The sequence below is a fragment of the Hydrogenophaga sp. genome, assembly GCF_018780385.1.
In the GTDB taxonomy this organism is placed as follows: Bacteria; Pseudomonadota; Gammaproteobacteria; order Burkholderiales; family Burkholderiaceae_C; genus Hydrogenophaga.
Map to the genome: position 1 here is coordinate 1 of NZ_JADMJO010000021.1, position 21,391 is coordinate 21,391.

27 protein-coding genes are annotated in these 21,391 nt (G+C 64.8%); 9 read left to right on the forward strand and 18 right to left on the reverse strand.

All coding sequences use genetic code 11. The features are described 5' to 3' along the window. Nucleotides 1-184: 184 nt before the first annotated feature. The 7 genes from IV113_RS09415 to flgB all read right to left on the reverse strand — a co-directional run bounded on the left by IV113_RS09415 (nucleotide 185) and on the right by flgB (nucleotide 5,379). The gene (locus IV113_RS09415) at nucleotides 185-874 is read right to left on the reverse strand and encodes a flagellar basal body L-ring protein FlgH (protein ID WP_291083546.1); all 690 of its coding nucleotides are present in this window, start codon (nucleotides 872-874) and stop codon (nucleotides 185-187) included. 20 nt (nucleotides 875-894) lie between these two features. After that, nucleotides 895-1,677 (reverse strand): flagellar basal-body rod protein FlgG, encoded by a 783-nt coding sequence (gene flgG / locus IV113_RS09420; protein WP_291083549.1) that lies wholly within the window; start codon nucleotides 1,675-1,677, stop codon nucleotides 895-897. A 25-nt stretch (nucleotides 1,678-1,702) separates the two neighbouring features. Further along, nucleotides 1,703-2,440 carry a flagellar basal-body rod protein FlgF gene (gene flgF / locus IV113_RS09425; protein ID WP_291083552.1) on the reverse strand — a complete coding sequence of 246 codons (738 nt, stop codon included), beginning with the start codon at nucleotides 2,438-2,440 and terminating at the stop codon, nucleotides 1,703-1,705. A 31-nt stretch (nucleotides 2,441-2,471) separates the two neighbouring features. Next, entirely contained in the window at nucleotides 2,472-3,695 is a 1,224-nt protein-coding gene (gene flgE / locus IV113_RS09430) for a flagellar hook protein FlgE (protein ID WP_291083555.1), read from the reverse strand. Nucleotides 3,696-3,751: 56 nt separating this feature from the next. Continuing rightward, nucleotides 3,752-4,414 (reverse strand): flagellar hook capping FlgD N-terminal domain-containing protein, encoded by a 663-nt coding sequence (locus IV113_RS09435; protein WP_291083558.1) that lies wholly within the window; start codon nucleotides 4,412-4,414, stop codon nucleotides 3,752-3,754. A gap of 25 nt (nucleotides 4,415-4,439) precedes the next feature. Beyond that, the gene (gene flgC, locus IV113_RS09440; RefSeq protein ID WP_291083561.1) at nucleotides 4,440-4,844 is read right to left on the reverse strand and encodes a flagellar basal body rod protein FlgC; all 405 of its coding nucleotides are present in this window, start codon (nucleotides 4,842-4,844) and stop codon (nucleotides 4,440-4,442) included. A gap of 133 nt (nucleotides 4,845-4,977) precedes the next feature. Beyond that, complete coding sequence (flgB, locus tag IV113_RS09445) at nucleotides 4,978-5,379, reverse strand: flagellar basal body rod protein FlgB (RefSeq protein ID WP_291083564.1); 402 nt, start codon at nucleotides 5,377-5,379, stop codon at nucleotides 4,978-4,980. A 176-nt stretch (nucleotides 5,380-5,555) separates the two neighbouring features. Between flgB and flgA the strand changes: the two genes are divergently transcribed. The 5 genes from flgA (at nucleotide 5,556) to IV113_RS09470 (ending at nucleotide 8,105) form a co-directional block, all read left to right on the forward strand. Continuing rightward, nucleotides 5,556-6,293 carry a flagellar basal body P-ring formation chaperone FlgA gene (gene flgA / locus IV113_RS09450; RefSeq protein WP_291083567.1) on the forward strand — a complete coding sequence of 246 codons (738 nt, stop codon included), beginning with the start codon at nucleotides 5,556-5,558 and terminating at the stop codon, nucleotides 6,291-6,293. Between the two features lie 138 nt (nucleotides 6,294-6,431). Continuing rightward, nucleotides 6,432-6,749, forward strand: coding sequence for a flagellar biosynthesis anti-sigma factor FlgM (gene flgM / locus IV113_RS09455; protein WP_291083570.1), 318 nt, complete (start codon nucleotides 6,432-6,434; stop codon nucleotides 6,747-6,749). Nucleotides 6,750-6,778: 29 nt separating this feature from the next. Next, nucleotides 6,779-7,147, forward strand: a complete 369-nt coding sequence (locus tag IV113_RS09460; protein WP_291083573.1) for a hypothetical protein — start codon at nucleotides 6,779-6,781, stop codon at nucleotides 7,145-7,147. A gap of 167 nt (nucleotides 7,148-7,314) precedes the next feature. Further along, nucleotides 7,315-7,791: a bacterioferritin gene (gene bfr, locus IV113_RS09465; RefSeq protein WP_291083576.1), complete on the forward strand. Its 477-nt coding sequence runs from the start codon at nucleotides 7,315-7,317 to the stop codon at nucleotides 7,789-7,791. A gap of 95 nt (nucleotides 7,792-7,886) precedes the next feature. Next, on the forward strand, nucleotides 7,887-8,105 hold the full coding sequence (locus IV113_RS09470) for a (2Fe-2S)-binding protein (protein WP_291083579.1): 219 nt from the start codon (nucleotides 7,887-7,889) through the stop codon (nucleotides 8,103-8,105). Nucleotides 8,106-8,181: 76 nt separating this feature from the next. Here IV113_RS09470 and IV113_RS09475 read toward each other — a convergent pair whose 3' ends face one another. The 7 genes from IV113_RS09475 to IV113_RS09505 all read right to left on the reverse strand — a co-directional run bounded on the left by IV113_RS09475 (nucleotide 8,182) and on the right by IV113_RS09505 (nucleotide 14,878). Further along, on the reverse strand, nucleotides 8,182-9,108 hold the full coding sequence (locus tag IV113_RS09475; RefSeq protein ID WP_291083582.1) for a branched-chain amino acid ABC transporter permease: 927 nt from the start codon (nucleotides 9,106-9,108) through the stop codon (nucleotides 8,182-8,184). Continuing rightward, the gene (locus IV113_RS09480; protein ID WP_291083585.1) at nucleotides 9,108-9,995 is read right to left on the reverse strand and encodes a branched-chain amino acid ABC transporter permease; all 888 of its coding nucleotides are present in this window, start codon (nucleotides 9,993-9,995) and stop codon (nucleotides 9,108-9,110) included. The genes IV113_RS09475 and IV113_RS09480 overlap by 1 nt, the downstream gene beginning before the upstream one ends. A 71-nt stretch (nucleotides 9,996-10,066) precedes the next feature. After that, complete coding sequence (locus tag IV113_RS09485) at nucleotides 10,067-11,302, reverse strand: ABC transporter substrate-binding protein (protein ID WP_291083588.1); 1,236 nt, start codon at nucleotides 11,300-11,302, stop codon at nucleotides 10,067-10,069. 27 nt (nucleotides 11,303-11,329) lie between these two features. Further along, entirely contained in the window at nucleotides 11,330-12,034 is a 705-nt protein-coding gene (locus IV113_RS09490) for an ABC transporter ATP-binding protein (protein ID WP_291083591.1), read from the reverse strand. Then, the gene (locus IV113_RS09495) at nucleotides 12,031-12,795 is read right to left on the reverse strand and encodes an ABC transporter ATP-binding protein (RefSeq protein ID WP_291083594.1); all 765 of its coding nucleotides are present in this window, start codon (nucleotides 12,793-12,795) and stop codon (nucleotides 12,031-12,033) included. Before IV113_RS09495 ends, IV113_RS09490 begins: the two co-directional genes overlap by 4 nt. Nucleotides 12,796-13,001: 206 nt before the next feature. Then, complete coding sequence (locus IV113_RS09500) at nucleotides 13,002-13,976, reverse strand: tripartite tricarboxylate transporter substrate binding protein (protein WP_291083597.1); 975 nt, start codon at nucleotides 13,974-13,976, stop codon at nucleotides 13,002-13,004. Between the two features lie 29 nt (nucleotides 13,977-14,005). Then, nucleotides 14,006-14,878, reverse strand: coding sequence for a fumarylacetoacetate hydrolase family protein (locus IV113_RS09505; RefSeq protein WP_291083600.1), 873 nt, complete (start codon nucleotides 14,876-14,878; stop codon nucleotides 14,006-14,008). A gap of 159 nt (nucleotides 14,879-15,037) precedes the next feature. Between IV113_RS09505 and IV113_RS09510 the strand changes: the two genes are divergently transcribed. The 4 genes from IV113_RS09510 to IV113_RS09525 all read left to right on the forward strand — a co-directional run bounded on the left by IV113_RS09510 (nucleotide 15,038) and on the right by IV113_RS09525 (nucleotide 17,501). Then, on the forward strand, nucleotides 15,038-15,709 hold the full coding sequence (locus IV113_RS09510) for a FadR/GntR family transcriptional regulator (protein ID WP_291083603.1): 672 nt from the start codon (nucleotides 15,038-15,040) through the stop codon (nucleotides 15,707-15,709). Nucleotides 15,710-15,746: 37 nt separating this feature from the next. Next, nucleotides 15,747-16,499, forward strand: coding sequence for a YoaK family protein (locus IV113_RS09515; RefSeq protein ID WP_291083606.1), 753 nt, complete (start codon nucleotides 15,747-15,749; stop codon nucleotides 16,497-16,499). Nucleotides 16,500-16,549: 50 nt separating this feature from the next. Then, entirely contained in the window at nucleotides 16,550-16,951 is a 402-nt protein-coding gene (locus IV113_RS09520; RefSeq protein WP_291083609.1) for a VOC family protein, read from the forward strand. 91 nt (nucleotides 16,952-17,042) lie between these two features. Then, complete coding sequence (locus IV113_RS09525) at nucleotides 17,043-17,501, forward strand: CHRD domain-containing protein (protein ID WP_363318596.1); 459 nt, start codon at nucleotides 17,043-17,045, stop codon at nucleotides 17,499-17,501. 84 nt (nucleotides 17,502-17,585) lie between these two features. On the opposite strand, the gene IV113_RS09530 is transcribed toward IV113_RS09525, so the two are convergent. The 4 genes from IV113_RS09530 to IV113_RS09545 form a co-directional block, all read right to left on the reverse strand. Then, nucleotides 17,586-18,140 (reverse strand): hypothetical protein, encoded by a 555-nt coding sequence (locus tag IV113_RS09530; RefSeq protein WP_291083612.1) that lies wholly within the window; start codon nucleotides 18,138-18,140, stop codon nucleotides 17,586-17,588. Nucleotides 18,141-18,389: 249 nt separating this feature from the next. Further along, a complete protein-coding gene (locus IV113_RS09535) occupies nucleotides 18,390-19,946 on the reverse strand; it encodes a methyl-accepting chemotaxis protein (protein ID WP_291083615.1) in 1,557 nt (518 codons plus the stop codon). A gap of 109 nt (nucleotides 19,947-20,055) precedes the next feature. Then, nucleotides 20,056-20,517, reverse strand: a complete 462-nt coding sequence (locus IV113_RS09540) for a cache domain-containing protein (RefSeq protein ID WP_291083618.1) — start codon at nucleotides 20,515-20,517, stop codon at nucleotides 20,056-20,058. Between the two features lie 157 nt (nucleotides 20,518-20,674). Beyond that, a complete protein-coding gene (locus IV113_RS09545; RefSeq protein WP_056268555.1) occupies nucleotides 20,675-21,391 on the reverse strand; it encodes an RNA polymerase sigma factor FliA in 717 nt (238 codons plus the stop codon).

Below are 21,391 nucleotides of genomic sequence, written 5' to 3' on the forward strand. Positions count from 1 at the left end.
CGGTGAGCTGGTTGCTGCGCACGCCCTGCACCGCCGCGATCTCCTTGATGCGGATCGACTGGGCAGCGGCGGGCCAGGCCATGGTCAGTGAAACCAGGGCCAGGGCCAGCAGACGCAGGGGAGAAAGGGATGACTTCACCGCAAATTCCTCAGTGGGCAGAACGAGACCCATTGTGGTCAGGGATCAGAAGGGGATAACGCTCAAAAAGAACCGTGCCAACCAGCCAATTGCCATCGCTTCGCCCTGCGCGCCTCGTCCACGCGACTCCACGCGCACGTTGGCCATCTGGGTTGACGACACGGTGTTGCCCGAGCGGATGTGCCGGGGGTCGACCGTGCCGGAGAAGCGCAGCACGTCCACGTTCTGGTTCACGCCGATCTGCTTTTCGCCCACCACCACCAGGTGGCCGTTGGGAAGAACCTCTTGCACGGTGGTGGTGATGGAGCCCGAGAAGTTGTTGTTGTTCTGGTTCTTGCCGTCGCCGGAGAAGCTGTTGTCCGACTGCGCACCCAGGGTGAGTTTGTCCAGCAGCGGCGCCTTGAGGAACGGGAAGCCAGAAACGCCGCCCGAGATCTCGCCACTGCGGTCGATCGAGGCCGATGAGGTCTGGCTGGCGTTGAGCCGCTCGGTGATCTGCACGGTGAGCGTGTCGCCGGGCATGCGCGCGCGTGGGTCTTCAAACGCGGGCCGGTAGTTGGCGGCGCGGAACAGGCCGCCGCTGGGCACGGCGCTCATGGTGTTCACCGGGTTGGCGGTGGGCGCCATCTGGGCGTAAGTCACGGGCTTCACCGGCTCCAGGTCGACCTTGGAGCTCATGGTTTCACAGCCGCTGGCGAGCACGGCCAGGGTCAAAGCGATGGCAAGACGGAACATGGTGGTTTCTCCGATCACGATCACAGCTGACTGAGGCGCTGCAGCATCTGGTCGGATGTTTGAATGGCCTTCGAATTCATCTCGTAGGCGCGCTGGGTCTGGATCATGGTGACCAGCTCCTGCACCACGTTGACGTTGGAGGTTTCCACAAACCCCTGCATCACGGTGCCGGTGCCGGCGGTGCCGGGCGCGGCGTTGATCGGGGCGCCCGAGGCCAGGCTCTCGGTGTAGAGGTTCTGACCCATGGGCTCCAGGCCGGCCGGGTTGATGAAGGTGGCCAGTTCGATGTTGCCCACCTGCTGCGGCGCGGGGTTGCCCGGCAGCTTCACGGTGACCACCCCGTCGGCGGACACGGTGACGCTCTGCGCTTCGGCCGGCACGGTGATGCCGGCGGTGAGCGGGTAGCCGCTGGAGGTGACGATGCGGCCCTGCGCATCGGGTTTGAAGCTGCCGTCGCGTGTGTAGCCGGTGGTGCCGTCGGGCAGTTCCACCTGAAAGAAGCCGTTGCCGTTGACCGCGAGGTCCAGCGGGTTGTCCGACTGCTGCATGCTGCCTTGCGAGAAGTTGCGCGAGGTGGCCACGGTGCGCACACCCAGGCCCACCTGCAGGCCGGTCGGCAGCTCGGCCTGCTCGGCCGTGTTGGCGCCCACCTGGCGCAGGTTCTGGTACATCAGGTCTTCGAACACCGCGTTGGCGCGCTTGAAGCCGTTGGTGGACACGTTGGCCAGGTTGTTCGAAATCACGTCCAGCTGCATCTGCTGTGCCTGCATGCCGGTCTTGGAAATCATCAGCGAATTGATCATGGTGTGCTCCGCAAAGGAAAGTGGGTCAGCCGTTCATGCTGAGGAGTTGGGCTGCGGTCTTGTCGTTGGTTTCGCCGTTCTGCAGCATGCGCATCTGCACCTCGAACTGGCGGGCCACGGCGATCATTCCGACCATGGCCTCCATCGGATTCACGTTGGAGCCTTCGAGCGCGCCGTCCTGCAGGCGAGCCACGTCGCTGGCGGGCAGCGGATCACCCTGCACGCCCCGAAACAGGCCGTCTTCGCCACGCTTCAAGCGGTTGTCCTCGTCGGGCATGACCATCTTGAGCTTGCCGACCTGTTGTGAAGGCTGGTTGCCCACGCGCGTGCTGACGGTGCCGTCGGAGGCGATGTCCACGCGGGCACCCTCAGGAATCACGATCGGGCCGCCATCACCGAGCATGGGCAGGCCCTGCGCGGTGACCAGCGAGCCGTCCTGGTTGACCTCGAGCGCGCCGGCTCGGGTGTAGGCCTCGGTGCCGTCCAGCCCCTGCACCGCGAAGTAGGCGTTGTCGCGCGCGGCCACGTCCAGGTTGCGGCCGGTGGACATGATCGCGCCCGGCGTGTTGGAGTGGCCGGCGGTGGCCTCGAGTGCGAACACACGCGTGCTCGCACCGTCACCACGCACGGGCACGGCGCGAAAGGTGGAGAGCTCGGCGCGAAAGCCCGGCGTGGACACGTTGGCCAGGTTGTTGGCCAGCACCTGCTGACGATGCTGGGCGGCATTGGCGCCGGTCATCGCGGTGTAGATCATGCGGTCCATGCGGGGCTCCTTGGTTCAGATCAGGGGACGATCAGCGCATGTTGAGCAGCGTGCTCAACACTTGGTCCTGCGTCTTGATGGTCTGGGCGTTGGCCTGGTAGGCGCGCTGCGCGGTCATCATGTTCACCAGCTCGGCGGTGAGGTCGACGTTGGAGTCTTCCAGCGCGCCCGAGCGGATGCTGCCGAAGTTGCCCGAACCGGGCTCGCCGCGCACCGGCTCGCCGGAGGCGAAGGTGGCGCCCCAGTTGCCACCGCTCGAGGGCGACAGGCCCTGCGAATTGCGGAAGTTCACCAGCGCGACCTGGCCGGCCGCGCGCGTCTCGCCGTTGGAGTAGCGGCCGGTGACCACGCCGGCTTCGTCGATGCTCAGACCCACGAACTCGCCCGGAAAGTAACCGTCCTGGTCGAGGTCGAACACCGCGAAGTCGGTGCCGAACTGGCTGGCCGCGGTCATGTCCAGCGTGACCGGGAAGGTGACGGTGGGGTCGTTGGGCGAAGCCAGCGTGAGGGTGGGCGCGGGTGTGATCGAGGCCGGATCGAGCGATCCGTCGGCGTTGAAGTTCAGCACCAGGGGCGGCGCGAACGCGGCGGGTGTGCTGCCGTTGACGCTGCTGTACACCTCCCAGGTGTTGTTGCCGGTCTTGGTGAAGGCCAGGGCCACCGGCACTTCCATGCCTTGCGGATCGTAGGCCACGACCGACGTGCCGTAGGTGGTCAGCGGCGTGGGCGGCGTGACGCTGGCGGCCACGGGCGCACGTGCATCCAGATTGAACTGGGCCACGATGGCGCTGGTCTGGCGCGCCGGAATCGGCGCGCTGGTGGGCAGCGACAAGGGCTGGCTGTCAAAGCTCAGGCGGTTGCCATCCGTGTCGGTGGGGTAGCCCATGAGCTGGCCGCCCTGCTGGTTGACGATGTTGCCTTCGCGGTCGAGCTTGAACATGCCGGCGCGGGTGTAGGCCATGGTGCCGTTGGGCTGGGTGACTTCAAAGAAGCCGTTGCCGTTGATGGCCAGGTCCAGGTCGTTGCCGGTCACCGTGATGTTGCCCTGCGTGAAGAGCTGGGACACCGTGGCCACGGTCACGCCGATGCCCTTGTTGGCGCCGCCCGCCGCGTTGACCGAGCTCGCATACAGCTCGGCGAATTCGGCGCGCGAGCTTTTCATGCCCACCGTGTTGGCGTTGGCGATGTTGTGGCCGATCACGTCGAGGTTGCGGCTGGCGCTGTTCAGGCCGGAGAGTCCTTGCTGGAATGCCATGGTGATGTCCTTGGGGTGGGGGAAGTGGTGTGGGAAGAAGGTGGCGCGTCAGCGGTTCACATGAACGCGAGCACGTCGTTGTAGGCGCGGGTGCTGCCGTCCTGCAGCAGCATGTAGATGGAGCCGCTGGAGAAGCTCACGGAGTCGACCGAAAGGCGTTGCAGCGACACGGCATCGACGCGCTCGCTGCCGCTCATCGCGCGCACTTTGAAGCCCTTGACCGTGGCGGGATCGACGCCCTCGGCGTCCCAGTTGAAACCGTGCAATCCGCCGTTGAGGGCACCCATCTCGATGGTCTTGATGACCTCGCCGTTGGTGCCCATGATGTCGACCTTGACGTCGGTGGCCTTGCCTTCGAGCGAGAAGGCCGCCTTGCCCTGGCCGTCCTTGAAGGCCAGCGATTCGCCGGGCAGCAGCGCCTCGCGACCGATGAGCGAGGTCCCTTGCAAAGCCTGCATGGAGCCGAACTGCGTGGCCATGCCCTTGAGCGTGGCGTTGAGTTCCTGGATGCCGCTGACCGTGTTGATCTGCGCCATCTGGGTCGTCATCTGCGCGTTGTCCATCGGGTTCAGCGGATCCTGGTTGTTGAGCTGCGCGACCAGGAGTTTGAGGAACCGGTCCTGCGAGGCCGCCGGGTCCATGTTGTTCTTGACCGCGGAACCGGTGGTGCTGCCGGGCGTGTTGCCGAGGCTGGTGGTGTCGATGGGCTGGATGAACATGGGTCAGTTCCTGTGAATCAAGGGCTCATTGGCCCATCTGGAGGGTCTTGAGCAGCAGCGACTTGGCCGTGTTCATGACCTCGACGTTGTTCTGGTACGAGCGCGAGGCCGAAATCATGTTGACCATCTCTTCCACCGGGTTCACGTTGGAGTGGTTCACATACCCTTCAGCGTCGGCGCTGGGATGCGTGGGGTTGTGCACGCGACGGCCCGGGTCCTGGCTCTCGGTGATGTCCTTCACCTTCACGCCGGCGTTGCCCGCGCCACCCATGGGCATGGTCTGGAACTGGATGTGCCGCGCCTTGTAGGCCTTGCCATCGGGCCCGGCCACCGCATCGGCGTTGGCCAGGTTGCTGGCCACCACGTTGAGGCGCTGGGACTGCGCGCTGACCGCACTGCCCGAAACACCGAAGATGGAAAACATCGACATGAGAATTCCTTTCAAACGCACGAGGCGCAAAGTGACCCAAACCCAGAGACAGCAAGGGTCCGGCTTTGCCGGCCCAAGCTGTCGCCCCCCTGGAGGGGGGTGGCGCTGAAAGCGACGCGGGGGGTGTTCATATCTATTGACCCTGGATCGCGCTGAGCATGGTTTTCACATGCGAATTGATGAATCGCAGCGTGGACTCGTAGCGCACGCTGTTGTCCACGAAGCTGGCGCGCTCGCGGTCGAGGTCGACCGAGTTGCCGTCCTGGCTGGCCTGGGTCTGCACGGTGTAGGCCAGTTGGGGGTCTTGCGCGCTGGTGGTGCCCAAATGCATGTGGCCCGCACTGGTGAGGCTCACGCCGGCGCCACCCTGGCTGCCCGAGACGTTCTTGAGCGCCTGCGCAAAATCGAAATCGCGCGCAACGTACCCGGGGGTGTCGGCGTTGGCGATGTTGCTCGCTATGACCTGCTGGCGCTGTGAGCGCAGCAGCAGGGCGTTGGCATGGAAGTCCAGCCGGGCGGTCATCTGTTCAAGCATGTTCACCTCAGGGCACGGGTTGCGGGGCGGGTGACTGGCCTTCCTCAGAGGGCACGGACACCGGGGCGTTGAACGAATTATGGAAATCTTGAGGGTCTTCAATGGCCGGAACAAAGACCCCTAAGACGGCCTTTTCCCGGCTTTCCCGCCACCGGTGGCGGCCTACAGTGCAGGCCATGCCCAAGCTGCCGCCCTCCTTCTTCTCGTCCATCACAGCCCGTCTCATGGCCCTGGCGGCACTGACGCTGTGCGGCGGGAACGCACTGGCGAACGAGCCGGCGGTGCTGGAGAAGATGGCGCACGACTTCCTCACACCCGCTCTGGCCACCGCCATGCCCAAGGACGCCGCCATGCCGCTGCGCGCCGAGGTGGTGATGGGCTCGCTGGACGCGCGCCTGAAGCTGGCGCCCTGCAACCGGGTCGAGCCCCACCTGCCCAACGGCGCCCGCCTGTGGGGTCGCAGCCGCATCGGCCTGCGCTGCGTGGATGGCCCCACGCGCTGGAACGTGTTTGTGCCCGTCACGGTGAAGGCCTGGGGACCGGCCTGGGTGCTCAAGCGCGCGGTGGCCGCGGGCGACACCCTCACTCAAGAAGACGCCGAAATCGCCGAAATCGACTGGGCTGAGCAGCGTTCCGGCGTGCTGGCCGTGCCCGAGCGCTGGGTCGGCCAGCAGGCGGCTTTTCCGTTGACGGTGGGCCTGGCGCTGCGCGAAAACATGGTGCGCGCCTCCCAGGTCTTTGCCCCAGGCGCGCAGGTGCGCGTGAGCGGTGAAGGCGGCGGTTTCAGCATTTCAGCCACCGGCCGGGCACTCACGGCAGGCATGGTGGGCGAAAACGCCCGGGTCAAACTGCCCGGCGGACGGGTGGTCACCGGGGTGGTGCGCGACGCCCAAACGGTCGAATTGGCGTTGTGAAAGAGGTTTCTTTCCGGCCACGCCCGTTTCAGATGACCGAAAAATTGTGACGAACACCACGAGCGTTTGATTAAAGTTCTCACAACCCGGGCCGATAAAGTCAGGACAAGGCCCTGACTTCGGGGTTTGGAGAGTGACATGAAAGTCGATTCATCACCAGATTCGTACATTGGTTCTGTGGCCGGCGGCCCCCAGAAGGCCACCGCGCCTGCGGCGGCCGAAGCCAGCGCTGCGGCATCAGCCGCCAGTGCGGCCAAGCCCCAGACCGGTGTGACCGTGACCCTCTCGTCCTCCACCACCGAAGCACGTTCGGTCTCGGGGGGCGACGTGTTCAACGCCGACAAGGTGGCCTCCATGAAGGCCGCCATTGCCAACGGCAGCTTCCAGGTCAACGCCGAAGCCATTGCCGACAAGATGCTGGCCAACGCGGCCGAAATGCTCGGCCCGCGCACCTGATTTCTCCCCAACCACCATCCGGGCCTGTCATGAGCACCTCATCAACCAACTACCACCCCTGGATCGGCGCGTTGCAGGTGGAACTCGATGCCCTGGAGGCCGCCTTGCTGCGTGGCGATGCGCCTGCGGTGGAGCTGGCCAGTGCGGCCATGCAGAAGGTGCTGCAACAGGCGCCGCCGACCATCGCCCTGGGTGAGCCGGGCAGTGAACAGCAACAAGCCCTGCTAACGGCCGCTGAACGGTTCGCCCGCCTGCGCCAGGCCGTGCTGCGCGCCAGCGCCCAGAGCCAGCGCGCCGTGACCAGCCTGCTGCCCCAGCACGCCCAGCAACCCACCTACGGCCGCCAGGTCGGCGCAGCCTCCGTGGGCGGCGCCGGACGGGCCTTCCTCTCGGCCTGAAGCCGATCGCACGGACATGGGGGAAACCGGCTTCGGCCGGTTTTTTTGCGCCTGAAACACCGGCGATCCCAGGGTGGTCCGCACAGCGGCCGGCATGCACTTCCCGCATCGCCCCACGCGGGTGACAATCAACGCCTTCCACGACACAAACACAAAGGAGTATTCCCATGAAAGGCGATCCCCAGGCCATTGCCCATCTGCAGGCGCAGCTCAAGAACGAGCTGACCGCGATCAACCAGTATTTCGTCCACTACCGCATGCTCAAGCACTGGGGCCTGGACAAGCTGGCGGCCAAGGAATACGAAGAATCCATCGGGGAAATGAAGCACGCCGACAAGCTCATGGACCGCATCTTCACGCTCGACGGCCTGCCCAACCTGCAGGATCTGGGCAAGCTGGGCATTGGCGAGGACGTGCCCGAGATCCTCAAGAGCGATCTGGCGCTGGAAACCGGCGCACAGCACACCATCAAGGCCGGCATCGCCCACTGCGAAACGGTGCGCGACTACGTCTCGCGCGATCTGCTGCAGGAGATCCTGGACGACACCGAAGAGCACATCGACTTCCTGGAAACCCAGATCGAGCTGATCGACAAGGTGGGTCTGCAGAACTACCTGCAGAGCCAGATGGGTTCCGTCAGCTGACCTCTTTGGCGGCTGAGGTTGTCCGCTGAGCGGTCTTGCGGATCTGAATGCGATTCATTATCATTCGTTCAGATTCACGAGACCACTCCAGCACCATGATTGTTTGTATCTGCCGCCGCATCAGCGACAAGACCATTGCCCACTGCGCCCGCTCGGGCATGGGCTTTGACGACATCCAGCTCGAACTGGGCGTGGCCACGCAGTGCGGCCAGTGCGAAGGTTGTGCCCGTGCGCTGTGGTCGGAATGTTCACCCCAGCAGACGGTGGCGCACATTTCGCGCGAAACTGCATCGCACCAGACAGCGACCGCCTGAGACAGACGGCGCCAGACAACAAAAAACCGGCCTCGGCCGGTTTTTTGTTGTCTGGGCACAGAGCCGGGACCAGGCCTCAGCCCTTCTTGGCCCCAAAGCGGTGCTCGATCTCGCCCACGATGCCACGGCGGAACATGAGCACGCAGACCACGAAGGTTGCACCCATGATGATCGAGACCATGGAGCCCAGGCCCGAGAGGTAGTTCTGCATGGTGACGATCACGGCCGCTCCCACGGTGGGGCCGAGGATGGTGCCCATGCCGCCGAGCAGCGTCATCAGCACCACTTCACCCGACATCTGCCAGCCCACGTCGGTGAGGGTGGCAATGCCGAAGGCGATCGACTTGGTCGCGCCGGCCAGGCCTGCGATGGTGCCCGAGAGCACGAAAGCCATGAGCTTGTAACGGTCGACGTTGTAGCCCAGCGAGAGCGCGCGGGGTTCGTTCTCGCGCACAGACTTGAGCACCTGCCCGAAAGGCGAATGGATGATTCGGTAGATGAGCGCGAAGGCCGCCGCAAAGATGGCCGCCACCACGTAGTACATCACCGTGTCGTTGGTCAGGTCGATCAGGCCGAACAGCTTGCCCCGCGGGATGCTCTGAATGCCGTCTTCCGCATAGGTGAACGGCGCCTGCACGCAGATGAAATAGATCATCTGGGCCAGTGCCAGCGTGACCATGGCGAAGTAGATGCCCTGGCGGCGCACCGCCAGCCAGCCGGTGACCAGCCCGATGAAGGCCGCGCTCAGCGTGCCGGCCAGGATGGCCAGCTCCGGCGTGAGGCCCCACACCTTGGCGGCGTGCCCGGCCACGTAAGCCGAGAAGCCGAAGAACATGGCGTGGCCGAACGAGAGCAGGCCGGTGAAGCCGATCAGCAGGTTGAACGCGGAGGCGAACAGTGCGAAGCACAGCACCTTCATCAGGAAGATGGGGTAGCCCACGAAGGGGGCTGCCAGCAGTGCCAGGAACAGCACCACGAATACGTTGCGGGTGGCTTTGGACATTATTTCTCCCGGCCGAACAGACCTGCCGGACGGATCATGAGGACGATGACCATGATGATGAAGACCACGGTGGACGAGAGTTCTGCGTAGAACACCTTGGTGAGGCCTTCGATGAGGCCGAGCGCGAGGCCCGTGAGGATGGAGCCCAGGATGGAGCCCATGCCACCGATGACGACCACGGCGAACACCACGATGATGATGTTGGAGCCCATCAGCGGGCTCACCTGGTAAATAGGCGCGGCCATCACGCCAGCCAGACCGGCCAGGCCCACGCCGAAGGCGTAGGTGAGCGTGACCATCAGCGGCACGTTGATGCCGAAGGCGCGGACCATGTTGGGGTTTTCGGTGCCGGCGCGCAGGTAGGCGCCCAGCTTGGTCTTCTCGATCACGTACCAGGTGAACAGGCACAGGAAGATGGAGACGAACACCACCCAGGCGCGGTACTTGGGCAGCATCATGAAGCCCAGGTCGAACACGCCGCGGAAGATCTCGGGCAGCTCGTAGGGCTGACCCGATGAGCCGTAGAACTCGCGGAATGCGCCCTCGAAGATCAGCGCCAGGCCGAAGGTGAGCAGGAGGCCATAGAGGTGGTCGAGCTGCTGCAGGCGGCGCAGCATGGTCATCTCGATCAGGGCACCAATGGCGCCCACGCCAATGGGCGCGAGCAGCAGCGCGAACCAGTAGTTCACGCCAGCGTAATTGAGCAACATCCAGGCAAAGAAGGCGCCCACCATGTAGAGGGCACCGTGCGCGAAGTTGACGATGTTGAGCATGCCGAAGATCACGGCCAGGCCCAGCGACAGGATCGCGTAGAAGGAGCCGTTGACCAGCCCCAGCATGAGTTGCCCCATGAAGGCTGCGATCGGCACACCAAATAATTCAGTCATTGCAGTCCGGTGAAAAGGGGCGGGCCGTGAATCACGGCCCGCCCGGTCAACTCAGTTCAACTCCGTTCGGATCACTTCTTCACGGCAGCGCACTGGCTCTGTGCCAGCGGCAGGAAAGCGTCATCGCCCTTGATGGTGCCCTTGAGGTTGTAGTAGTCCCACGCGCCCTTGGACTCCGCAGGCTTCTTGACCTGGAACAGGTACATGTCGTGCACCATGCGGCCGTCTTCGCGGATCTTGCCGCCCTTGGCGAACATGTCGTTGATCGGCGTGGCCTTCATCTTGGCCATCACCACCTCGGTGTCGTCGGTGCCGGCGGCCTTGACGGCATTGAGGTAATGCATGGTCGAGGAATAGACCGAGGCATGGTTGGAGTTCGGCTTGCGGTTGTTCATCACCTTGGCGTACTTGTCGGCCCAGGCGCGGGTCTCGGCGTTCAGGTCCCAGTACCAGGCTTCGGTGAGGTACAGGCCCTGAGCCGTGGGCAGGCCGATGGCGTGCACGTCGGTGATCAGCATCAGCAGGGCGGCCAGGCTTTGCTTCTTGGTCAGACCGAACTCGGCCGCGGCCTTGATGCTGCTGACGGTGTCGCCACCGGCGTTGGCAAGACCCACGACCTTGGCGCCGGAGGTTTGGGCCTGCAGCAGGAAGGACGAAAAGTCACCGGTGGACAACGGGTGGCGAACGGCGCCCAGCACCTTGCCGCCCGCGGCCTTGACCACGTCGCCGGTGTCTTTTTCCAGTGAGTGGCCGAAAGCGTAGTCGGCGGTCAGGAAGTACCAGCTGTCACCGCCGTCTTTCACGATGGCCTTGCCCACCACGTTGGACAACGCGATGGTGTCCATCAGGTAATGGATGCCGGTGGCGGGTGCGCAATCGGCGTTGGTCAGGCGGGCCGAGGCGGCACCGGTGGTGATGGTGATCTTGTTCTTTTCCTTGCCCAGCGCCTGCACGGCCAGGGCCACGGCGGAGTTCAGGTTTTCCACCGAGATGTCCACGCCGTCGCGGTCGAACCAGCCCTGGGCCACGTTCTTGGCGATGTCGGGCTTGTTCTGGTGGTCGGCGCTGACCACCTCGATCGGCTTGCCGAACATGGTGCCGCCGAAATCGGCCACGGCCATGCGGGCCGCCGCCACGGCACCGGGGCCGCCGTAGTCGGCGTACACGCCCGACATGTCGGTGAGCACGCCGATCTTCACGGCATCGCCTGTGAGCTTGCCCTGCTGGGCCACGGCGAACGAAGCACCGCCGGCCAGCACGGTGGCGATGGCGGTGGTCACGGCGGTCGAAATCAGTTTGCGTTTCATGGGAAGTCTCCTCTTGGTGGAAGGGCGTCAGACGCCCAGATACTCATTGAGCATGTCGGATTTGCTCTCGAGCTCGTTCTTGTTGACCGTGGCCACGATCTGGCCATGCTCGATCACGTAATGGCGGTCGGCCAGGGGCGCGGCAAACCGGAAGTTCTGTTCGACCAGGATGATCGTCAGGCCCTTGGCCTTGAGCGCGCGGATCACGCGGCCCAGCGTCTGCACGATCACGGGCGCCAGGCCCTCGGTGATCTCGTCGAGCAACAGGATGCGGGCGCCCGAGCGCAGGATGCGCGCCATCGCCAGCATCTGCTGTTCACCGCCCGAGAGGCGCGTGCCCTGGCTGTTGCGGCGCTCCTTGAGGTTGGGGAACATCTCGTAGATTTCTTCCACGCTCATGCCGCCCTCGCCCACCTTGGGCGGCAGCATCAGGTTTTCCTCGCAGCTCAGCGACGAAAAGATGCCGCGCTCTTCGGGGCAATAGCCCAGGCCCAGCCGTGCAATCTTGTTGGTCGGCATGTGGATGGTTTCCACGCCGTCGATCTGGATCGATCCGGTGCGTTTGCCCACCAACCCAAGGATGGATTTGACGGTGGTGGTCCGGCCTGCGCCGTTGCGCCCCAGCAGCGTGACCAGTTCGCCTTCGCGAATCTCGAAGTTCACGCCGTGCAGGACGTGCGATTCGCCGTACCAGGTGTTGAGGTCGGCGACCTTCAGCAGAACTTTGCTCATGCTTGCGTTTCCTCAACCGTACCGACGTAGGCTTCCAGCACGCGAGGGTCCTTGGACACCGTCTCGTACGGGCCTTCGGCCAGCACCGAGCCGCGCGCCAGCACCGTGATGGTGTCGGAGAGGTTGGCGATCACGTTCATGTTGTGTTCCACCATGAGCACGGTGCGGTTGGCCGCCACCTTGCGGATGAGCTCCACCACACGGCCGACGTCTTCATGGCCCATGCCCTGCGTGGGTTCGTCCAGCAGCATCAGCTCGGGGTCCAGCGCCAGCGTGGTGGCGATTTCCAGCGCCCGCTTGCGGCCGTAGGGGAGCTCCACCGTCTGGGTCTGCGCGAAGCTGCCCAGATCAACCTGCTCCAGCAGCGCCATGGCTTCGTCGTTGAGTGCGTAGAGGCTGGACTCGGGCTTCCAGAAATGAAAGCTGGTGCCCAGCTTGCGCTGCAGACCGATGCGCACGTTCTCCAGCACGGTGAGGTGGGGGAAGACGGCCGAGATCTGGAACGATCGCACCATGCCGGTGCGCGCCACCTCGGCCGCCTTGTGGCTGGTGATGTCCTCGCCCTTGTAAAAAATCTTGCCCGAGGTCACGGGCAGGAACTTGGTGAGCAGATTGAACATGGTGGTCTTGCCGGCACCGTTGGGGCCGATCAGCGCGTGGATGGACCCGCGCCTGACCTTGAGGTTGACCTTGTCAACCGCGACAAATCCCTTGAATTCGCGGGTCAGATCCTGCGTCTCGAGAATGTATTCGTTGCTCATGAATGTCGATCACCATCAAGAACCCCGCGGGCCTGTCGACCGGCGGGGCTGTTGGAAATCCGTGCTCCTGTGTCTTGTGTTGTCGGCCTGCTGCACGCCGACAACCTGCCTTTTTGCGTTGGCGTGATTGTTAGCGAACTTACGAACTTTTCAACCTAGGGAATTCACCCTGTTCCGCCGCCTTTTACAAGCACGAACACCCGGCATCAGTTGACACGTCCGATCTGCTGCACCACCTTGACCATGGTGTTGGCGTCTTCCTTGACGAAGCGGTCGAACTCCGGCGCGTCCTGGTGCTGGAACGAAGTGCCGGCCGTGGTCATGATCTGGATGGTGCGCTCGTCCCTGGTGGCTGCGCGTGCGGCCTCGCGCAGCTTGGCTACCACGTCGGGCGGCGTGCCCGCCGGCACGAAGATGCCCGACCACTGCGAATAGGTGATGGGCACGCCGAGTTCCTTGAAGCTCGGCACATCGGGCAGCAGGGCCAGGCGGCCTTCACCCCAGTGCGCCAGGGCACGCAGCTTGCCCGCCTTGATCTGCCCGGCCACGCTGGCCGGGCCGCTGGCCACGGCTTCGATCTGACCACTGAGCAAACCCAGCAGCGCCGGACCGGCGCCGGTGTAGGGCACGTGCAGCATGAAGCTGGACGTGGCCGCCTTCAGCTGCTCCATCGGCACGTGCATGGTGCCGTAGTTGCCCGACGAGCCGAAGGTCACGCGGCTCGGGTTGGCCTTGGCGTAGGCGATGAATTCGGCATAGGTCTTCCAGGGGCTGTCGGCGCGCACCACCAGCACCGTCGGGTCGGCCGTGATGCGAGCGATCGGTACCAGCTGGTCCAGCTCGTACATCGGCGCGCGCTTCAAGATCTTGTCGGCCTCGGGCAGCACCACCACCGACGACAGCGCCATCAGCAGGGTGTAGCCGTCGGGCGCGGCCTTGGCCACCTGGGCCATGCCGATGCCGCCGCCCGCGCCACCGCGGTTGACCACCACCACCGTCTGGTTGAGGTGCTTGCCCATGGCCTCGGCGACGGGGCGGCCCACGGTGTCGGCCACGCCACCGGGCGGGAACGGCACCACCATGGTGATCGGCTTGGTCGGGTAGGCGGTTTGCGCCACGGCCGCGCAGGTGGCAGCGACCGCCACGGCGGCCAGGCACAGGCTGCGAAGTTGTCGGTTCATCAAGAGGTCTCCTGTTGGTTTTAGAGGTGTCACACGAAGGCGTTCTGCAGCGTACCGATGCCGTCAATGTCGATGCGGACCACGTCGCCCGCGCGCAGGAACACGGGCGGTTTCAAGCCCATGCCCACACCGGCGGGCGTGCCGGTGGCGATCACGTCACCTGGATAGAGCGTGATACCGCGCGAGATGGTCTCGATGAGGGTCGGGATGTCGAAGATCAGGTCTTCGGTGCGGCCGTCCTGGCGCAGCGTGCCGTTGACCCAGCAGCGCACGCGGGTGTGCTGGCCGTCCAGCTCGTCGGCCGTGACGATCCACGGACCCATGGGGCAGAAGGTGTCGAACGACTTGCCCATGTCCCACTGCTGGTGGCGCATCTGCACGTCGCGCGCGGTCACGTCGTTGACGATGGTGTAGCCGAACACATGGTTCATCGCGTCCTCACGCGTGATGTTCTTGCCACCCACGCCGATGATCACCGCCAGCTCGGCTTCGTAGTCGATCTGCTCCGACACGGCGGCACCCGGCAGTTGCACCTCGTCGCCAGTGGCGATCACGCACTCGGGCACCTTGGTGAACACGATCGGCCAGGTGGCGGGGTTGGCGTTGTTGTCCTTGAACACCGAGGCCTGCAGCTCCTTGGCGTGCTCGTGGTAGTTGCGGCCCACGCACCAGAGGTTGCGCCGGGGCAGCGGCAGCGGTGCCTCCAGGCGCACCGAAGCCAGCGCGATGGCCGGACCGGTCAGCGCCGGCACAGCCGCACCCTGCGCCGCGCCTTCGATCAGGGGCAAAGCGCCCCGCGCTGCCTGGGCGGCATCGAGCGCAAAGGCCGTGACGCTCTGACCGTCGGTAGAGACCTGACCCACACGGCGTTGACCTTCATGAACAAACGTGGCAATGCGCACAGACGCTCCTTGTAAAAAAATACCAAAAAGTACCAATAGATACCAGAAAGAACCGATGTTAGACCAGAATCTGCAATGACTTCACCGGGTTTCCACGTACGAAAACCGATCCATTGAGGAGCGTCGGACATTGGTCTGCTTTGGTATATTGGCGGCACCATGACCATCTCGACCTCCCTGCGCGAAACCATCCTGAACCAGCTGCAGGCCGGGCACTGGAAAGCCGGCGACCGCCTGCCCACCGAGCGCGAACTCGCCGAGGGCTACCGCGTGAGCCGCACCACGGTGCGCAAGGCCTTGGCCGATCTCAAGCAGCAAGGCCTGATCGAGCAGACCGTGGGCAGCGGCACCTTTGTGGCGCAACAAGCCCCATCCGGCCTGGGCCGCCTGATCCAGCAGGACTCCGCGCAACACACCAGCCCGGCCGAGCTGATGGAAGCGCGCCTGGCGCTGGAGCCGGCCATCATCGACCTGGTGGTGCGCAACGCCACCGCGGCCGATTTCGCGCGCATGCTGTCGTGCTGCACCAGCGCTGAACGCGCCGGCAGCCTGGAGGAGTTCGAGCACTGGGACGGTGAGCTCCACGAAGCCATTGCCGACGCGGCGCACAACACCTTCGTCTCCAGCGTGTTCAAGCTCATGAAGCAGGTGCGCGCCCAGGGCGACTGGGGGCAGTTGAAGAAGAAGAGCGTCACGCCCGAGCGCCGGCTGGCCTACCAGCAAGAGCACCGCCAGCTGGTGGACGCCCTGCGCGACCGCGACGCCACCCGCGCCAAGGCCGGCACGCTCGACCACCTGCTGCACGTGCGACACAACCTGCTGGGGCACTGAGCGCTGTTCGTCGGCTCTGGTGTAACGTGGCTCTTCCATGCCCGCCAACTACGCCCGCTACCTGATCGGCACCCAGCGCACCGCCGAGTCCAACCGGGAGCTTGGGTTTGTGCTGGCCTTCGTGGCCGGCGCCATCAACGCCGGCGGCTTCCTCGCGGTGAAGCAATACACCTCGCACGTCACGGGCATGGTGTCTTCGCTGGCGGACAACCTGGCGCTGGGCCAGCTGGGCCTGGTGGTGGACGCCGCCGTGGGCGTGCTGTCCTTCCTGCTGGGCGCCATGTGCTGCGCCATCATGGTCAACTTCGCGCGGCGGCGGCAGCTCTCCAGCGAATACGCCCTGCCCCTGCTGCTGGAGGCTTCGCTCATCCTTTGCTTCGGGCTGCTCGGCGCCCAGCTGTCCACCTTCGAAGGGCTGTTGATCCCCTTCACCGTGGTACTGCTGTGTTTCATCATGGGGCTGCAGAACGCCATTGCCACCAAGCTTTCCAATGCGGTGATCCGCACCACCCACATGACCGGCATCGTGACCGACCTGGGCATCGAGCTGGGCAAACTGATTTACTGGAACCGCAACCCCGACCATCCCCTGAAGGTGCGCGCCGACCGCCAACGCATGGTGGTGCTGGCCGGTCTGCTGCTCGCTTTCACCACCGGCGGCATTGCTGGCGCCTACGGCTTCAAGCAGGCGGGCTATGGCTTCACGGTGCCGCTGGCGCTGATGCTGGCCGTGCTTGCGCTGGTGCCCACGGTGGACGATCTCCTGCGTTCCCGAAAAACCGGACCGTGACAAGGTCTTGCAACTTCGGTCCAATCAGCGCAATGAAATACCTCCACACCATGGTCCGCGTGACCGACCTCGAAGCGTCCCTGAAGTTCTACCGCGACGCGCTCGGCCTGGAAGTCGTGCGCATCCGCGAAGTGCCGCAAGGCCGCTTCACGCTGGCGTTCCTCGCCGCACCCGGCGACCACAGCGCGCAGATCGAACTCACCCACAACTGGGATCCGGAAACCTACACCGGCGGACGCAACTTTGGCCACCTGGCCTACCTGGTGGACGATATCTACGCCACCTGCGAGCGCCTGCAGGCCCACGGCGTGGCCATCCTGCGCCCACCCCGCGACGGCCACATGGCCTTCGTGCGCTCGCCCGACAACATCTCCATCGAACTGCTGCAGAAAGGCGATGCCCTGCCCCCCAGCCAGCCCTGGGTGGACATGGCCAACAGCGGCAGCTGGTGACGTCCGGGCAACCCCCGGGACAACCCCCATGACCCGCCCGCGCGGCGAATCCATACTGGCCTGGTTCGGTTGTCGAATCCAAGGAGTTCCCATGTCATCACTGTTCCGCACCCAGACCCTGCTCGGCCTCGTGGCCGCCGCCGCGCTCACCACCCTGATGGGCTGCACCACCGTCGACAAAATGACCGGCTCGGTGACCAGCGCCGTGCGCGGCGACGAAAAACTCACCGGCGCGCAAGAAGTGCCGCCCGTGACCACCACCGCCAGCGGCACCGCCAACATCAAGGTGGCTGCCGACGGCTCGGTGAGCGGCAGCGTCACCACGGCAGGCGTGGTGAGCACCATGGCCCACATCCACATCGGGCCCGCCGGCCAGAACGGCCCGGTCATCGTGCCGCTGACCAAGACTGGCGACAACAGCTACGTGGTGCCGGCCGGCGCCAAGCTCACGCCCGCACAACTGGCGGCCTACAACATGGGTTCGCTGTACGTGAACGTGCACTCGAACACCCACAAGGGCGGCGAGATCCGCGCCCAGCTCAAGCCTTGAGCCCGCACTGATCGCTCAAACCAAAGGCCCGCCTGGCGTTGCTTGACGCCAGGCGGGCCTTGTCTTTGTGGGTTGGCGCTGCGTTCAGCCCGGCGTGCGCCGCTGCCAGCGCAGCCTTGGCAGCTCGATGCGGCGTTTGTGAGTCCCGTCCCACTTCACCTCCAGACCTTCTTGCCGCAAGGCGTCGCAGATCATCTGCCCAACCGGAACGGCGTCCTTTGGCTCGTCGCTGTCCAGGTAGCCAAAGGCCAGCATCAGGCCGTCGCCTTGCAGGGCACGGTCCATGTCCTGGCTGTGATAGAAGCAATAGCCCATGTACCGGTCTTCCGGCACACCGTCTGCATTGATCGTGTCGCTCACGGATCCATAGCCATCGTCCATGGTGTCGCCGACGTACTGCAGGGCACAGATGCGTTGCTGATTGAGTTGCTCAAAGACGCGGTCGAGCTTGTCGCAATCGGTGGTCTGCGGCCATTGCGCTTCGACGGCGCGTTTCTCCGCGAGCGTGTTGGCGGCAAAAGCCTTGATCCGGTCGAGGTCGAACCCGCCGTCGGTGGCGGCCTCCTTGTCGATCAGGACATGGATTTCGGCGACCGTGTGGAATCCGTACCAGAACAGGCCTCCGACATAGGACTCCATGTCTTCGGTGAGATCTTCCCGTGAAGGTGTGCGTTTGGATGAGGGCATGGTGATGGGCGTGAGCGGTGGAAAGAAGCCCGACGCGTGTGCGCGATGGCGGCGGCTGTCGGGAACCGCAGTCGATGCTAGACATACCCATTCCCTTGCACCAGTGGCCGTTGCCATGCGCCAACGGCTACTGCTCATGCGGTATTGCGGCAGGCGCAAAAAAACCGGCCGAAGCCGGTTGCTGCCGAAGCGGCCAGGGCCTCAGGCGGTCTGGAACCGGTCGAGCAACTGCACCAGCCGGCGCGACTGCGACCGGAGCGATTCGGCCGCCGCCGCGCTTTCCTCCACCAGCGCGGCGTTCTGCTGTGTGACCTTGTCCATCTGGCTGATCGCCTCGCCAACCTGACCCACGCCTGAACTCTGTTCGCTGGTGGCGCTGCTGATCTCGCCCACCAGGTCCGACACGCGCCGGATCGCGCTCACCACGCCCTGCATGGTGGTGCCGGCCTGGTCGGCCAGCGCGGTGCCACTGGCGACACGTTCCACGCTGGTGTCGATCAGGCTCTTGATCTGCTTGGCCGCTTCGGCGCTGCGCTGCGCGAGGTTGCGCACCTCGGCCGCCACCACCGCGAAACCGCGGCCCTGTTCGCCTGCGCGCGCGGCTTCCACCGCCGCGTTCAGGGCCAGGATGTTGGTCTGGAAGGCGATGCCGTCGATCACACCGATGATGTCGGCGATGCGTCGCGAGCTGTCGTTGATGCCCTTCATGGTCTCAACGACCTTGCCCACCACGCTACCGCCCTCGATCGCGACCTTCGAGGCGTTCTGCGCCAGTTCGTTGGCCTTGCTGGCGTTGTCGGCGGTCTGGCGCACCGTGGAGCCGAGCTGTTCCATGGAAGCCGCAGTTTCCTGCAGCGACGAGGCCTGCTGCTCGGTGCGCGTGGACAGATCGGCGTTGCCCTGCGCGATTTCGCCCGATGCCACTTCCACCTGCTCGGCGGTGCCGCGCACTTCCGAGACCAGCGTGCCCAGCTGCGTCGACACCTGGTCGAGTGCTTGCAGCACCTGGCCCGTTTCATCGCTCGAGGCAGAGTGGCTTTGCGTTCGCAAGTCGCCCTCGGCCACGGCCGTGGCCAGTGCACGCGCCGCGCGCAGCGGCGCCACGATCATGCGCACACACCACCAGCCCACCCCGGCCGAGAGCAGCAGCGCCAGGGCCGCGCCCACGGCGATGCCCATGCCCTTGTCAGCGGCGGCAGCGGCAGACACGTCCACACGGGTGTTGGCGGCTTCACGCTGGCTGGTCGCCAGCGCGGAAATCTGTTCGTCGAGCTTGAGGTAAGCCGTCTGCATGATGTCGATGAAGCTGCCCGCGGTGCTCAGTCCGGCGCTCTTCATGTCGAGCGCGTCCAGCGCCGTCTGGCGGAACGCGGCATGCGTCTTCTCCAGCACCAGCAGTTGGGCGCGGGCCGCCTCGTCCCAGATCGGCAGCGCGTGCTGCGCCTTGATCAGGGCTTCGATCTCGCCCAATTCCGCCGCGAGCGCCTTGTCCAGAGCGTCGATGCGCTTGGCGGGGAATTCGGCGCCGGTCCACGCCAGCGACTGGTTGGTGCTGGCGTAGGCCGCGCCAATGCGTCGCTGCAGCTCGGCGGTGGTGGCCAGCGTCGGCAGGGTCGACGACTGCATGGAGCGCAGCGAACTGGAGAGATCACTCGTGGCCCACAGACCCAGAGCGGCCACGATCGCCAGGCACAGCATGGTGACCAGTGGCGCCAGCGCGACCTTGACACCGATGCGGGCGTTTTCAAACAGCTTCATCGTTCTAGTCTCGTGTTCGAAGGAGATGTGCCGTCACACCACGGGGCAGACGGCACGGGGGGATGCGCTTGTTGGCAGCGGTGGCACGGTGCCACCGCCACAGGTTGCATCAGCGGTAGACGCCGACGGCCACCGCCAGGTTGGTGCCCGCAACGCGTTTGACGAAGGTCGTCTTGCCTTCCACCTTCTTGCTCACCGGGTGCGCCCAGTCATAGTCAACCCAGCCTTCGCCCTTGCCGGCAACCACCACGAACTCCTTGACGAATTCCTTGCCGTTCTGGTCCTTGAGGCCGATCAGGTTCTTGCCCACCAGCTTCTCGTTGACACCATGCGCCTTGATGGTGCCGTCGATGTCGAACAGGAAAACGTACAGGTCTTTCTTGTTCCAGTTGGCCTTGTCCTTGGTGAAGTCATCGAAGGCCTTGTCGTTGCCGACCTTCTTCAGGTGGGCAATGGCGACCTCGGTCATGGCCTTGGCTTCTTCGCGCGTTCCGTTCTCTTGAGCGGATGCGCCAGCCACAAAGGCCAGCGACGCGAACAGCGCGAGCAGGGGGCGGTACAGGGATTTCATCTTGGATCTCCGGGATGGAAGGAAGGGTGGTGAGGGATCGGGGAAGCCGCGCGTTTCGGCGCGGTGACCACGCGGACCTTGCAGGCCCGGCGTGCTTATGAGATCGACCTGCAGCGCCCGATCTTGACGCGGGAAAACCCTCGTCCAGCCCACCGTTTCAGTGCTCGCGCAGCTTCGAACGCAGGCGGGCGATCGACTGGCTGTGCAGCTGGCAGATGCGCGATTCGGTCACGCCGAGCACGGCGGCGATTTCCTTCAGATTCATGTCGTGCTCGTAGTACATGCTCATGATCTGTTGCTCGCGCTCGGGCAGCACGTTGATGGCGGCCACCAGGGCGGTGCGCATGCGGTGGTCCTGCAGCTTGGCTGACGGATCGGCTTCGCTGTCGCCCATGTGGCGGTCCAGGAAACCGTCTTCGTCGTCGCTGCCACCGCTGATGTCTTCCAGGTACACCAGCTGGGTGCCGCGCACCTTGGCCAGCAGGTGCTGGTAGTCGGCGAGTTCCATGCCCAGCTCGGCGGCGATCTCGGATTCCTTGGGCACGCGCTGCAACTTCTGCTGCAGACGGCTCACGGCCTGCTCGATGTCCTTCTGGCTCTTGCGCGAACCACGCGACATCCAGTCGCCTTCGCGCAGCTCGTCGATCATCGCGCCGCGGATGCGCTGGCTGGCGAAGGTTTCGAACTGCACGCCCTGTGTGGGTTCGAAGCGTGCAATGGCTTCGGTCAAGCCGATCATGCCGACCTGGATCAGGTCATCGAGCTCCACGCTGGGGGGCAGCTTGGCAATCATGTGGTGGGCCAGACGCCGCACCAGCGGGCTGTATTTGCGCAGCTGCTCGTCGCGGTTGAGCGTGCCTTTGGCGGTGTACAT

Coding starts and splice junctions, on each gene's coding strand:
- IV113_RS09490 (WP_291083591.1), bottom strand. CDS start 12,034: ATGAGCAAAGTTCTGCTGAAGGTCGCCGACCTCAACACCTGGTACGGC.
- IV113_RS09495 (WP_291083594.1), bottom strand. CDS start 12,795: ATGAGCAACGAATACATTCTCGAGACGCAGGATCTGACCCGCGAATTC.
- flgC (WP_291083561.1), bottom strand. CDS start 4,844: ATGTCGATGTTTTCCATCTTCGGTGTTTCGGGCAGTGCGGTCAGCGCG.
- flgF (WP_291083552.1), bottom strand. CDS start 2,440: ATGGACCGCATGATCTACACCGCGATGACCGGCGCCAATGCCGCCCAG.
- IV113_RS09545 (WP_056268555.1), bottom strand. CDS start 21,391: ATGTACACCGCCAAAGGCACGCTCAACCGCGACGAGCAGCTGCGCAAA.
- IV113_RS09530 (WP_291083612.1), bottom strand. CDS start 18,140: ATGGAGTCCTATGTCGGAGGCCTGTTCTGGTACGGATTCCACACGGTC.
- flgB (WP_291083564.1), bottom strand. CDS start 5,379: ATGCTTGAACAGATGACCGCCCGGCTGGACTTCCATGCCAACGCCCTG.
- flgE (WP_291083555.1), bottom strand. CDS start 3,695: ATGGCATTCCAGCAAGGACTCTCCGGCCTGAACAGCGCCAGCCGCAAC.
- IV113_RS09500 (WP_291083597.1), bottom strand. CDS start 13,976: ATGAACCGACAACTTCGCAGCCTGTGCCTGGCCGCCGTGGCGGTCGCT.
- flgA (WP_291083567.1), top strand. CDS start 5,556: ATGCCCAAGCTGCCGCCCTCCTTCTTCTCGTCCATCACAGCCCGTCTC.
- IV113_RS09475 (WP_291083582.1), bottom strand. CDS start 9,108: ATGTCCAAAGCCACCCGCAACGTATTCGTGGTGCTGTTCCTGGCACTG.
- IV113_RS09540 (WP_291083618.1), bottom strand. CDS start 20,517: ATGAAATCCCTGTACCGCCCCCTGCTCGCGCTGTTCGCGTCGCTGGCC.
- IV113_RS09520 (WP_291083609.1), top strand. CDS start 16,550: ATGGTCCGCGTGACCGACCTCGAAGCGTCCCTGAAGTTCTACCGCGAC.
- IV113_RS09415 (WP_291083546.1), bottom strand. CDS start 874: ATGTTCCGTCTTGCCATCGCTTTGACCCTGGCCGTGCTCGCCAGCGGC.
- IV113_RS09435 (WP_291083558.1), bottom strand. CDS start 4,414: ATGTTCATCCAGCCCATCGACACCACCAGCCTCGGCAACACGCCCGGC.
- IV113_RS09525 (WP_363318596.1), top strand. CDS start 17,043: ATGTCATCACTGTTCCGCACCCAGACCCTGCTCGGCCTCGTGGCCGCC.
- IV113_RS09470 (WP_291083579.1), top strand. CDS start 7,887: ATGATTGTTTGTATCTGCCGCCGCATCAGCGACAAGACCATTGCCCAC.
- IV113_RS09510 (WP_291083603.1), top strand. CDS start 15,038: ATGACCATCTCGACCTCCCTGCGCGAAACCATCCTGAACCAGCTGCAG.
- IV113_RS09460 (WP_291083573.1), top strand. CDS start 6,779: ATGAGCACCTCATCAACCAACTACCACCCCTGGATCGGCGCGTTGCAG.
- bfr (WP_291083576.1), top strand. CDS start 7,315: ATGAAAGGCGATCCCCAGGCCATTGCCCATCTGCAGGCGCAGCTCAAG.
- IV113_RS09535 (WP_291083615.1), bottom strand. CDS start 19,946: ATGAAGCTGTTTGAAAACGCCCGCATCGGTGTCAAGGTCGCGCTGGCG.
- flgG (WP_291083549.1), bottom strand. CDS start 1,677: ATGATCAATTCGCTGATGATTTCCAAGACCGGCATGCAGGCACAGCAG.
- flgM (WP_291083570.1), top strand. CDS start 6,432: ATGAAAGTCGATTCATCACCAGATTCGTACATTGGTTCTGTGGCCGGC.
- IV113_RS09515 (WP_291083606.1), top strand. CDS start 15,747: ATGCCCGCCAACTACGCCCGCTACCTGATCGGCACCCAGCGCACCGCC.
- IV113_RS09480 (WP_291083585.1), bottom strand. CDS start 9,995: ATGACTGAATTATTTGGTGTGCCGATCGCAGCCTTCATGGGGCAACTC.
- IV113_RS09485 (WP_291083588.1), bottom strand. CDS start 11,302: ATGAAACGCAAACTGATTTCGACCGCCGTGACCACCGCCATCGCCACC.